Origin of the sequence: Streptomyces prasinopilosus, assembly GCF_001419695.1 — a bacterium.
Taxonomy (GTDB): Bacteria; Actinomycetota; Actinomycetes; order Streptomycetales; family Streptomycetaceae; genus Streptomyces; species Streptomyces prasinopilosus.
In genome coordinates this window covers 18,711-30,270 of record NZ_LIRG01000215.1, presented here as the reverse complement: position 1 = coordinate 30,270, position 11,560 = coordinate 18,711, and the positions used below count along the sequence as shown (strand labels likewise).

The following is an 11,560-nucleotide window of genomic DNA, read 5'->3' as shown; positions in this document are numbered from 1 at the left end:
CCCCTGCTCGACATGCCGGCGCTGGCACCCGTCCACCTGGCCGAACGGATCGCGACCTCGCCGTCGGGCGTCCCCGGTCCCGTGGTGACCGGACTCAGGGCACGAGGCGTGACCGTCACGCTGCACCCCTGACCGTCCACGATCCGTCCCTCACCCGGCGCGATCCCCCCCCCCCCGTCGAACCCACCTGGCCGCAAGGAGACTTCCCATGCCCCCGGAAACGCTGGACATACTGAGTGAGTTCCATGAGAGGGCCCTCGCAGAGGGCATCCCCCCGGACGACATCGCACGGTGGACGGACCTCGCCCGCCCCTGCGCCTTTCTGGGCACCAGGGGGGACGGGCCGGTGGTGGGCCGGCTCGGCGGACCCCTCATGCTTCCCGCGGACACCCCCGACCCGTGGTGCAAGCTCGCCGCCACCATCGACCTCGCCGCGCTGCCCGCCGGAGCGACCGACCTCGACCTGCCCGCCGACGGCCACCTCCTGCTGTTCGCCGACCCCGACCCCGACCGGATCGGGGTAGAAAACCTGGGCAGTGCGCTCCACATTCCCGCCGGCACCCCCGTCGAGGAACGCCCCGTGGACCTCGACCCGGAATGGAGGAACTACCCGTACGAAACGGATCTCCCGGAAGGGCTGCTCCGCCTGAGTACCGACGTCTCTCTGCCGTACTACACCTCGGTCTACGCTCCCGGGCAGCCTTTGCACTGCGTGGCTCACCCGGAACATCCCCACGCGCACGAATTGATCGAGGTGTGGACGGAGATGCCGGGCGAGGACATCGGCCGCGGACTTCAGCTGGGTGGATACGCCGAGGACGAGCACTGGGCGGAGGACCCCAGCGTGGCGGCCGGACGGGAAGCGGCACGAGCGGTGGCCCGAGGCGAACTGCCCGCCCCTGATACGGACGTACGTCCCGAGGACTGGGTGTGCCTCGCCCAGTGGCTGCATGGGCTCGACGGTTTGGAGATGGCCCTCTACTCCTGGTCGATCTCCCGGCAGGACCTGGCCGCACGGCGCTTCGACCGGGTCTACGCCACCATGACCTGGAACCCGTGACACCCGGCCGAGGGTGCCCGGGGTTCCCGAGTGCCGCAGCCACGACTACGTCCGCGTCGGCACACCCGCGTTTCCATCTCCACTTCACACCGACGAGTTCGTCCTGGCTGAACCCGGTGGAGCGGTGGTTCGCCGAGCTCCCGCAGAAGAAGCTCGAGCGGGGCGTCCACCGCTCCGTCCAGGCCCTGGAACGCGACCTCCGGTCCTGGCTCGCCGGCCGGAACGAACACCCCAGGCCGTTCATCCGGACGAAGACGGCCGACGAGATCCTCGACGAAGCAGCCGCCCGCTGCGGATGACTCTCCGACTCAGGTCACTGGTGGAACGCGGGCAGTCGCAGGGCCACCAGGGCCGTGTCGTCGTCGTCGGTGGGGGTCAGCAGCCTGGCGAGCAGCTCGTCGCAGAAGGACTCCAGCGGGCGTCGGGCGGCGGCCGACGCGTGTCGGCGCAGCCGCTCCAGCCCGTCGGTGAGGGACTCCTCCCGGCGCTCCACCAGCCCGTCGGTGTACAGCAGCAGGGTTGAACCGGGGGGCAGGGGTTCGACGGCGCTGCTGTGGGCGGGGTGCGGGAGAAGCCCGAGCATCGGGGAGCGGCCCCCGTCCAGGAAGCGCGCAGTGCCATCCGCTTCGACCAGCAGGGGCGGGGGGTGTCCCGCGACGGAGTAGTGGAGCTGGAAACGGCCGGACGTCGGGCGTTCGACTCGGGCCAGGACGCAGGTGGCGGTGCACTCCAGGTAGAGGGTCTGCAGGGAGACGTCCAGGCGGCGCAGGATCTCGCCGGTGGGTTCCTCTCGGTCGAGGGCGAGTCCCCGCAGCATGTTGCGCAGCTGGCTCATGGTTACCGCGGCGGGCAGGTCGTGGCCGGCGACGTCCCCGACGGTGAGGACGGTGGCGCCATCGCGTAGCACGAAGGAGTCGTACCAGTCGCCGCCGATCTCGGCGGCCGAGGTGCTGGGCCGGTAGCGGACGGTGATGCTGAGGCCGGGCACGTCCGGCGGCTCGGTGAGCAGGCTGTGCTGGAGCGCCAGCGCCACCTGCCGGATGCGTTGGTACTCCAGGGCGTTGTTCAGAGGGGTGTGGGCTCGTTCCATGAGCGTCTGCAGCAGGCTGACCTCCGGTTGCCCCAGGGGCGGGCGGTCGCCGTTGGCGGAGGCGACGACCAAGGCGGCGGTGACGCCGTCGACGACGACGGGGAGCAGGATGACGCTGTTGGCATCGGGCGCCAGCCAGGGCTCGGTGCCGGACGGGGCGAGGTCGGGTGGCGGCGAGTCGGGCGGGAAGACGGCGTGGACCGGGCGGCGCCGGTCGACGGTGCGGGTGAGCGGGCTGTCCGGTTCCAGGTGCTCCGCGTGGTGCGGGGGCAGACCGGATCGGCCCTCGTGGGTGACGGCGGCGACGCGTTCGGCGGTCAGCGCGGTCCCCGGGGTACGGTGCAGGGCTTGCGGAAGGAGGTACATGGCGCAGCTGTCGGCGAGGTCGGGCACGATCACTGCGGTGAGGGCGGCGAGCATCTCGTTCGGCTGGGCGGCATCGGCCGTGACGGCGGTCGCCCGGGCCAGCAGTTCCTCGCGGCGGGCGTCTTGCCACTCCTGCTCGACGTCCCGGCAGGTGCCCATCCACTCGATCACCGTGTTCCCGTCGCGGACCGGTGCGGCGTTGACGGCGAAGTGCCGGTAGCCGCCCGTGGCCAGCCGCAGCCGGTAGGTGTGGGTGAACCGCTGCTGCACCTCGTGCAGGGCCCGGTTCCACTCCTTGATGAGGGCGGCGCGGTCATCGGGGTGAACCGCGTCGATCCATCCGTCGCCGCGGAACTCCTGCCAGCTCTGCCCGGTGACTCGCTGCCAGCCGGGGCTCGGCTCGGTGACACCGCCCTCGGGGCCCGTCACCCACACCATCTCGGACCCGGCCCGCACCAGGCTGCGGTAGCGCAGCAGCGCGCGGCGGCGCTCTTCGGACAGGACGCGGATCCGTTGGGCGGCGGTCACCTGTTCGGTGGTCTCCATGACCACCCCCAGAACCCCGAGGCTTCCGTCGCTCATCGTGGCGCGGGAGATGCTGAACGTGAAGTAGCGCGTTCCGCCCTCAGCGGAGTCCGGGAAGCCGAGGTCGACGGGGACGGCCGTGAGCACTTCGGCCTTGCCGGTGGCGAGGACCCGGTCGAAGATGTCGAAGTAGCCGGACTGCTTGAGGTCGGGGAAGGTGCGGCGGAGGGGCTGACCCAGCGGACGGTCGCCGAAGGTCCTCCGGTAGACGGTATTGGTGTACGCGAGCCGGTGCTCAGGCCCTTGGGTGAACACGACGCCGATCGGAGCGGGATCGAACATCTCGAGCCTCATGGGGCCTCCACCTGGCTGTCCCCGGGAGTCAACGTGGCGTGGGCAGCGTATCCCCAGCACCCCATACCGGGGGCCCGACGCGCAGTCGGCGCCGACCGGTGCCATCGGGCCGTGTCCGGCCCCGATGACCGCGGTGGCACAGCGTGCGGTCGGCGTGTGGTCGGCGTGCAGGCCTACCCGGATCACCACGAAGCAGGCAGGTATCTGACCTGTACTCGAAGCAGGAGTTCGAAGGACCCGGTACAACCGAGGGCTTCGCCATGCCGCTACTGCTGGTCAGCCGGGATCCGGTGGGGTGCGGAGCCGGTCGGAGGCATCGGTGATCACGTCGGTCCAGGGCCGGCGCCTGGCGAGGCGGAGGTGGCGGCGGCGATCGGTGGTGACGAGCCGAAGCAATCTGGGCCTACGGTACTGACGTCGTCGACCGGCTGGCGCAGCGGGCGGCGGCCGCGGCGGTGCGGGTGCGGGTGCGCCGTTCCACTCGGACCGGAAAGCCAGCCGCGTTCCGGAGCAGACGACCGGCGGCCGTGCCCGCCAGGGCCTGACCGAGAGTCTGCTACCTCACCCCACCTCGACCTGATGACCCATCAGCCGTCCTGCTCGTGGACAACTTGACGACATCCCCACGTGCGCTTGCCGCCGGACGCGCGATACAGCGCGACGGCGTCCCTCCGGAACCCCTCCGGGTACGGGGACTTACGTCCCACCTGGACATCCCTCCCTGGACCCTCAAGATCCATTGTCAGGGTGTCCACTCCAGAGGATCAGCCTCAGGGAGTCGCTCCGGTGGCGACAGGAACACGACGATATCGGTCTCTTCGCTGTGCACGACCTCGGGTTCCTCCCAGCCTTGGCAACGGTAGAAGGCGAGCGCGTCATGTGCCTGGCTCCAGGTCAGCAACCACGATCGGCCTCCGGGCGCGGTGGCGGTGATGCTGGACAACAGCCGTCCGCCCAGACCGCTCCTGCGGGCGCCGGAACGGACTCCCAGCTCGTCGATCTCGAGGGAGCCGATCAGCAGTTCGTCGACGCGGTCGGCGCCCAGGCGTCGGAGCACCTTGCCGTAGGCCCGGTCTGCAGGGAAAGGGGCCTGGGTGATCCACCCTGTGGCGAACCCCGCCACAGCACCGGCCTCGTCCACGGCGACGACGGCCCGGAAGCCGGGGCGATGCGCGTCTCCCTTCAGGCGTTCCCGGAAGTCGTGCCGCGTGGCGGCTGGGGATCGGTGGGCCCAGGGCGGAGCGGTGAAGATCTCAACGTACGCGTCGCTGAGAGCATCCAGAACGCCGAGAATCTCGGGACCGGAGCTTCGCATGACCCTCACCGCTGTGCCTTTGCGCCGTTGTCGCCGCGTATCCGGGCTGTGGGAAGCAGCATGAGGACAGCCAGTCCGCCCAGCAGGCCGAAGGCGAGGTGGAAGTCGCCCGTGGAGTCACGCAGCGCCCCCACCAGTACCGGTGCCAGTGCGGCGCAGGAGTAGCCGACGAAGAAGGCCATCGCGCTGATCCGGCCGGCCTCGGCGGAGTCGCGGCTGGACACCACCGGCAAGGTGAGGACGAGGGTGAAAAGACTGCCGTGGCCGATACCCAACGCGACGATCCACAGCCATGTCGCTGTGCCCGGGGCGAAGGCCAGGCCCAGGAACCCGACGGCCGTCAGCGTGGTCGTCCACACCAGGTCCTGGCGCGTGCTCCGACCCTCACCCAGCAGTGCCGGCACGGCCAGCATGGACACGACCTGGAGAGAGATCATCACGGTCAGCAGCAGGCCGGCCCCCGCGGCGCTGTGACCACCGTCGTCCTGCAACAGCGCTGCCACCCAGGCCAGTTCGCAGTAGTACAGGGCGGAGTTCCCCGCGGCCAGCGTGGTTATGCGCCACGCCTTGGCGCTGCGCCAGGGCAGCCCACGGGTCACCGGTCCCGAGGGCGTGGCGACACCGTCCGGCCCGAGGGCGCGTCCGGTCATGGACCACAGCACGCTGCCGGCCAACGCGAGCACCGCCCATGAGCCCAGGGCTCCCGGCCAGGAGCCGACTGCGTCGGCCAACGGCGCGCTGACCCCGGCCGCGACCGCGCCGCCGAGCCCGAGGCCGGCCGTGTAAATGCCGGTGACCAGACCCAACCGGTCGGCGAAGCGGGCCTTCACCACGGCGGGCAGCAGAGTCTGCGCTATCGCGATCCCTGCTCCGGCCGCAGCGGAGCAGCTCAGTTGCAGCCAGGAGGATGCCCCGGCGGCGCGTGCCGCGGTGGCCAGGGTGATGATGGCCAGCCCCAGTAACACGCCACGGTGCAGCCCCAAGCGACGGGCGACGATCGCGGCGGCGGGCGCGCAGACTCCCATGGCCAGTGTGGGGAGGGTGGTCAGCAACGACAGGCCGGTCGCCGATAAGTGCAGGTCCGAGCGGATGTGGTCGGCCAGCGGCGACACCGCCGCGATCGCCGGCCGGAGGTTGGCCCCCGCGACGAACAGCGCCACGGCTCCTAATCCGAGCGCCGAGTGCGCCGAGTGCGCCGAGGCGGTCGGATGGCTCTGGGTGTGCATCATGAACCCTTCGAGATGATCTCGGATACTTTCTATCCGAGTTGATATCACAACTCGGATAGAAAATGTCCGGGAACCGCTAGAGTGGCGCCATGAAGCTGTCCAACGGCGTGGAGTGGGCACTGCACAGTTGCGTCACCCTCAGCCAGAGCCGCGCTCCGGTGCGGGCCACCAGGCTCGCGGAGCTGCACGGCATCCCGCAGGCCTACCTGGCCAAACACCTGCAAGCGCTGTCCCGCGCGGAGATTGTCCACGCGACAGCCGGTCAGGTCGGCGGCTACACCCTCACCCGACCCGCGGCCTCGGTCACCATGCTGGAAGTGGTCCAGGCCATCGACGGCACCGAGCCGGCGTACCGGTGCACCGAGATCCGACAACGCGGACCGCTGGCCGTCCCTGCCGAACAGTGCGAACGCCCCTGCGCCATCGCCCGCGCCATGGCGGCGGCGCAGGAGGCGTGGTACCGAGCCCTCGCCGCCGTGTCGATTGCGGACCTGGCCGCCGCCATCGACACCGACAGTGACGGCACGGCAATGGCGGACGTCCGACGCTGGCTGGCGGGCTCCCGGCACTGAGCTTCCGCCAATTTGAAGCCGCAGGTCAAAGGGCTGGCGTGACCGGTTCTCGGGATGCTCACGCTGGTCATGGGCGGTTGTCTGAGCAGTAGATCGTCCGTCAGCGGCCGACTTCGAGGTTTGTCAGAACAAGCAGGGCGTGCAGGAGGTGGGGGGCGCGAGCGGGATCGGTGCGGAGCTTGGTGAGGATCCGCCAGTTCTCGAGATGGGCGAAGCCGTGCTCGACCGGTGCGCGGCCGACGGCGAGGACGCGGAGGGCGGTCTCCCGGCCGGGGGGGAGCTTGCGGGTACGGCCGGCGCGGAAGCCGGTGACGACCACGGGATCGCGTACGTCATCAGCTCGGCCAGGAACCGCTTCGCAGCCTTCGCGTCACGCCGGGACTGCATGAGGATGTCCAGCACGTTGCCATCCTGGTTCAACGGCCCGCCACGTGCAGTACCACACCCCGTTGATCTTCACGAACACCTCGTCGGGATGCCACCTTTCACCGGCCCGCGGTGGCGCAGCCCGGCGGCGTACTCGGGCCCGAACCTGGCACACCACTGCCGGACCGTCTCGTAGGAGACGATCACGCCGCGGGCGAGCAGCAACTCCCCGACCTCCCGGAAGGAGAGCAGGAAGTGGTGATACAACCACACCGCGTGCGCGATGATCTCCGCCGAGTAGCGGAAGCCCTTGTACGACGGAGTCGCAGCCTCCATGCTGTGCTTTTCCGGCCCCGGCCTGCCAACCCGAAGATCATCGGATCGGCAGGCCCGTAGCCAACCTGACCATGCCCTACGGCAGCCTCGCCGAACCTCTCGACTGGTGCTGAGCCTCCGGGCGGACGGGCAGAAGGGCTGAAACTCGGTCAACCTGGCCCGGATGACGGGATACTCGTGTCGACTCGATGTCGGGGCGACCAGGGAGTAGGCCGGTGAACTCTGCCGTAGGGGCGGGCCGTCGCGGTGGGCGGCATGTGGTGGTTGCGGGTGGGAGCCTCGCGGGGCTGCTCGCGGCGCATGTGCTGGCCGGGCATGCCGACCGGGTGACCGTCGTCGAGCGGGACCGGTTCCCGGGCAGTGCCGAGCCGCGGCCCGGGGTGCCGCAGGGGCGCCACCCCCATGTGCTGTTGCAGGGTGGGCAGGCGGCCATGGAAGCGCTGCTGCCGGGCTTCCTCACGGAGTTGCGGGAGGCGGGCGCGCCATGGGTGGGCATGCCGTCGGACATGGTGCTCTGGCAGGCCGGGCGCTGGTTCCGCCGGGTGTCCGCCTCCACGCACATCTACACCGGGTCCCGCGCGCAACTGGAGGAGCTGGTACGACGGCGGGTTCTCGCCAACCCACTGATCGACACCGTGGAGGGCACCGAGGTCGTGGGGCTCCTCGGTGACGCCTCGCGGGTGCGGGGCGTGCTGCTGCGGGAGCGGTCCGGGGACACGCGCGCAGAACCCCGGGCGTTGGAGGCCGACCTGGTCGTCGATGCCTCCGGCACCGGTACGAAGGCCCCGCAGTGGCTCGCCACGATCGGCGCCGCGGCCCCACACGAGGAGACCCTCGACACGGGCCTCGCCTACGCCTCTCGCGTCTACCGCGGCCCGAAGGGGGTCCTCGACGGTGCGACCGTCGGGTACTACGTCTATCCCGGCCCCTCCCAGTTGCACGGCGGCGGTGCGCTGCCTTTGGAGGACGGCACCCACCTGGTGATCGTCTCCGGGCTGCGCGGTGACGAACCGCCCACAGACGACGACGAGTTCGTAACGTACGCCAAGCGGCTGGGCCATCCGCTCCTGGACCGCTGGATGGACGAGGCCGAACCGCTCTCCCCGGCATTCGGCTACCGGCGCACCGCCAACGTCCGCCGCCGCTACGACCTGCCCGGCCCGCCTGCGGGGTTCCTCGCCACCGGCGACGCGCTGTGCACCTTCAACCCGATCTACGGCCAGGGCATGGCCGCCGCCGCGATGAGCGCGGTCGCCCTACGTGACGCACTCGCTGATCCGCACCGTACGCCTACGACCCGGCGCGCGCAGCGGGCGTTGCTCGCGGCGTCCCGGCAGGCGTGGGACATTTCCGCCGGGGCGGACCGCAAGATGCCGGGTGCCCTTGGCAGCGCCCTCGACGGCGGTCCCGCGGACCGGGTCGCGGACTGGTACCTGCGCCGGGTCCTGGAGAGGGCGCCCGGCGACCCGGTCGTGGGCGACGCCTTCCGTGCCGTACTGACGCTCGCCCGACCCGTCTCCGCGCTGTTCGCTCCGCCGGTGGCACGCGCCGTCCTCTTCACTCGGCCGGCACCGACGCCGACAAAGCCTCCCGCGACCCCGGAGGGACCTGGGGTCTGAGCGGGCGGAATCCGGACGGACGACTGGCACCGGTCTAAGACTGTGTCCTATGGGGTGAGACGGTCGTTGGGCATGGCATGGGGCGGGACACGTGGAGTCGGATCGTTCCGGACGGACTGTGGGAGATCGCGAAGCCGCTGATCCCGCCGTCCCGAGTGCGGCCGCAGGGCGGCGGGACGCAGGACACGCCTGAGGAGACGCTGTTCGCCGCGATCATCTACGTGCTGGTGTCCGGCTGTGCCTGGCGGCACTGCCGCCGTGCTTCGGGGGCTCGAGGTCCGCGGCCCACCGCCGGTTCCTGATCTGGTCCAGGGCCGGTGTGTGGGGCCGGCTGCACGAGGGGATCCTGCACCGTCTCGACGATGCCGGCCCGCTCGATCTGTCCCGGGCGGTTCTCGACTCCGCCCACGTGAGGGCGAAAAAAGGGGCGGACTCACAGGTCCGAGCCCCGTGGACCGGGGCAGGCCGGGTTCCAAGACGCACGTCCCGTCGGACGCGAACGGACCGCCCCTCCTTGTCGGCGTCTCAGCCGCCCACACCCACGACAGCCAAGCCCTGAAGCCCATGATGCCCGGTCACCGAACGAGACACGCCCCCATCACGGCCGTCACCCCAAGCCTCGGCGCCTGCCTGCCGACAAGGCCTACGACAACCCTGAACTGCGGAAACGGCTCCGTGGCAAACGTATCGGCGTCCGCATCGCCCGCAACGGCACCCGAGTCGTCGGAACGACTCGGGTGCCGCGGACGGGTGATCGAACGGACCACGTCCTGGCTGACCGGCCACCGCCGGCTCAACCACCGATACGAACGCCACCCCGCAACTACCTGGCATTTCTCGGCCTTGCCGCGGCTGTCCGCTGCTGCAAGCGACTCGTCCGCCTGCCCGCAGAGGACACGGTCTTAGCAGGTGATGCTGTCGATGTAGATGTGGTCGATGCTGCTGAACTTCTTCCACAGGCTGGACTTACCGCGTCGGTCCTCCGTGTTGGTCCAGCCACCCCAGTAGTGCCACTTGGTGACACAGCCCTTGTAGAACCGGACAGCATCGGTGTCATAGTAGTAGTAGTGGAACTTCGACTCGTCGCCTGCAGGGAGCTCCACATCCGCGTTGTAGCTGCTCCAGGTGTTCACGTTCTGTACGCAGGGAAGCTTGTCTCCGGAGTAGGTGCTGGAGGTCCCGGACCAGCAGTTGGCGATACGGACCGGCATGCGCGAGTTGTTACTGACCTCACCACCGCAGCCCGAGGTCGTGCAGGTGCCCGCGGATGCGGGGGCGCTCAGACCGATGCTCATGAAGAGCGACACAATAGCGAGCGCGGCGGAGCGCATTCCCCACTTACCGAGCCTTCTCTTATCCATTCTTCCTCCGTTTAGTCGCGATTTCGGACGCCTGGCTGGTGAGACAGAAAGCGCACTCAGACACAGCCCGGCATGACAGGCCAGCATGAGAAAATCATTCGCTTGGTGCTGAACTCCTTTCCGACAGAGGGGCCACGGCGTCCCAGCACCCCCGTAATCCCTCGCGCCCCCGACGTTCCTCGCCTCCCCCGCACGCACGCCCCCCTCGGATCCATCGGCCACAGAACCGTGAGCCACCAGCCTGGGCCGATCAGGTCTGCCACCGCGACGTTTCGTGCCACGATTCGATCAGGTTCGAAGGGACAGTCACTCAACCAGCAAGGCCAGACCGTGGAGTGGAAGGGTCATGATCGAGCTCACCGTGGACGTCGCCGGACTCGCCCGCTCACGCTTCGCGGTCTCGCCGTTGCACGAGGTCGTCACGACGCTGCTGCACTGGGGCCTGCGACCGGCCCCCGACGCCGATCCGTGGGTCGCTCGCGCCCGGCGCGTGCTGCGCCGGGCCCGACTGCCGCTGCTGTCCGAACTGGCCCTGGACGGACCCGGATACGTGCCCGACTTCCTCAGTCCACATCCCTCCAGGCCCTCCCCCACCGTCGAGGAGGAGCTGGAGCAGGTCCGCTCCACCCCGCCCGAGCGCGTCCTGAGCGAGTTGGAGGCGTTGCGCGACGGACGGCCGAGGAACGGCCTTGCCGGTTCCGAGCTGCCGGAGGGGATACGGCGGGCCATGGCGCGAGGTGGCGCGCACGTGGCCCGGCAGGCGGCTGACGAGATGCAGCGCTACTGGGAGCTGGCCTTCGCCCCGCACTGGGAGGCCGCCAAGGCCGCTCTCGATGCGGAGGTCGGCCGATGCGCCGGTGTGCTGACCGGGCACGGGGCGGCGAGGCTCTTCAACTCCCTGCATCCCGAGATCGAGTGGGCCGACGGCACCTTGCGCGTCGAGAGTCGGTTGCGGATCGCGCTGCCGGTGCCCCTGGTGGTCGTCGTGCCGTCACTGGTCGCGCCGCGGCCGGGCGTGGGCGTGGACCCGACGCGCGAGGAGGACCGGCCTCCGATGCTCGTCTATCCCGTGCGGGACAAGGCCGTCGCCGGCACCGTCGCTCCCACTGCCCCCTCCGTCGAGATGGCCCAGCTGCTCGGCCCCACCCGCGCGGGGCTGCTCGCCGCGCTGGTACAGCCGGCCTCCACCGCGCAGCTGGCGGCACGTCACTTCCTCAGTCCCGCCACGGTTTCGTACCACCTGGGCGTACTGCACCGGGCCGGCCTCGTCGTCCGCGCCCGGTCCGGCCGATCGGTGCTCTACCGCCGTACACCCAAAGGGTCCCGGCTGGCAGAAAGCCGGTAGGTGGGGCGGGGCAGGCTCCTCT

General features: G+C 70.2%; 9 protein-coding genes and 3 pseudogenes. 6 read left to right on the top strand and 6 right to left on the bottom strand.

Annotated features, from left to right (window positions below; all coding sequences use genetic code 11):
• The first annotated feature begins 208 nt into the window (after window positions 1-208).
• Both AOK18_RS10695 and AOK18_RS10690 read left to right on the top strand, forming a co-directional pair.
• The gene (locus AOK18_RS10695; protein ID WP_055694160.1) at window positions 209-1,060 is read left to right on the top strand and encodes a YwqG family protein; all 852 of its coding nucleotides are present in this window, start codon (window positions 209-211) and stop codon (window positions 1,058-1,060) included.
• Between the two features lie 62 nt (window positions 1,061-1,122).
• Window positions 1,123-1,359 (top strand): annotated as a pseudogene (locus AOK18_RS10690) (IS630 family transposase); the annotation flags it as partial.
• A gap of 14 nt (window positions 1,360-1,373) precedes the next feature.
• Here the strand turns inward: AOK18_RS10690 and AOK18_RS10685 are convergent.
• From AOK18_RS10685 to AOK18_RS10675, 3 genes are all read right to left on the bottom strand, one after another.
• A complete protein-coding gene (locus AOK18_RS10685; RefSeq protein WP_055694158.1) occupies window positions 1,374-3,395 on the bottom strand; it encodes a SpoIIE family protein phosphatase in 2,022 nt (673 codons plus the stop codon).
• Window positions 3,396-4,137: 742 nt separating this feature from the next.
• The gene (locus tag AOK18_RS10680; RefSeq protein WP_055694165.1) at window positions 4,138-4,710 is read right to left on the bottom strand and encodes a GNAT family N-acetyltransferase; all 573 of its coding nucleotides are present in this window, start codon (window positions 4,708-4,710) and stop codon (window positions 4,138-4,140) included.
• 5 nt (window positions 4,711-4,715) lie between these two features.
• Window positions 4,716-5,870 carry an MFS transporter gene (locus AOK18_RS10675; protein ID WP_206281521.1) on the bottom strand — a complete coding sequence of 385 codons (1,155 nt, stop codon included), beginning with the start codon at window positions 5,868-5,870 and terminating at the stop codon, window positions 4,716-4,718.
• A 158-nt stretch (window positions 5,871-6,028) separates the two neighbouring features.
• On the opposite strand from AOK18_RS10675, the gene AOK18_RS10670 reads away from it, so the two are divergent.
• Window positions 6,029-6,511, top strand: a complete 483-nt coding sequence (locus AOK18_RS10670; RefSeq protein WP_055694157.1) for an RrF2 family transcriptional regulator — start codon at window positions 6,029-6,031, stop codon at window positions 6,509-6,511.
• A gap of 100 nt (window positions 6,512-6,611) precedes the next feature.
• Here AOK18_RS10670 and AOK18_RS10665 read toward each other — a convergent pair whose 3' ends face one another.
• Window positions 6,612-6,830 carry a hypothetical protein gene (locus AOK18_RS10665; RefSeq protein ID WP_055694156.1) on the bottom strand — a complete coding sequence of 73 codons (219 nt, stop codon included), beginning with the start codon at window positions 6,828-6,830 and terminating at the stop codon, window positions 6,612-6,614.
• A 14-nt stretch (window positions 6,831-6,844) separates the two neighbouring features.
• Window positions 6,845-7,213: pseudogene (locus tag AOK18_RS10660) on the bottom strand (IS6 family transposase); the annotation flags it as partial.
• Between the two features lie 215 nt (window positions 7,214-7,428).
• On the opposite strand from AOK18_RS10660, the gene AOK18_RS10655 reads away from it, so the two are divergent.
• Together AOK18_RS10655 and AOK18_RS31810 are read left to right on the top strand one after the other, a co-directional pair.
• A complete protein-coding gene (locus AOK18_RS10655; protein WP_079104946.1) occupies window positions 7,429-8,832 on the top strand; it encodes an FAD-dependent oxidoreductase in 1,404 nt (467 codons plus the stop codon).
• Window positions 8,833-8,909: 77 nt separating this feature from the next.
• Window positions 8,910-9,716, top strand: a pseudogene (locus tag AOK18_RS31810) (IS5 family transposase); the annotation flags it as partial.
• An 18-nt stretch (window positions 9,717-9,734) separates the two neighbouring features.
• On the opposite strand, the gene AOK18_RS33285 reads toward AOK18_RS31810, so the two are convergent.
• Complete coding sequence (locus AOK18_RS33285) at window positions 9,735-9,935, bottom strand: hypothetical protein (RefSeq protein ID WP_167738668.1); 201 nt, start codon at window positions 9,933-9,935, stop codon at window positions 9,735-9,737.
• Between the two features lie 604 nt (window positions 9,936-10,539).
• On the opposite strand from AOK18_RS33285, the gene AOK18_RS10645 reads away from it, so the two are divergent.
• Entirely contained in the window at window positions 10,540-11,538 is a 999-nt protein-coding gene (locus AOK18_RS10645) for an ArsR/SmtB family transcription factor (protein WP_055694153.1), read from the top strand.
• Window positions 11,539-11,560: the final 22 nt, after the last annotated feature.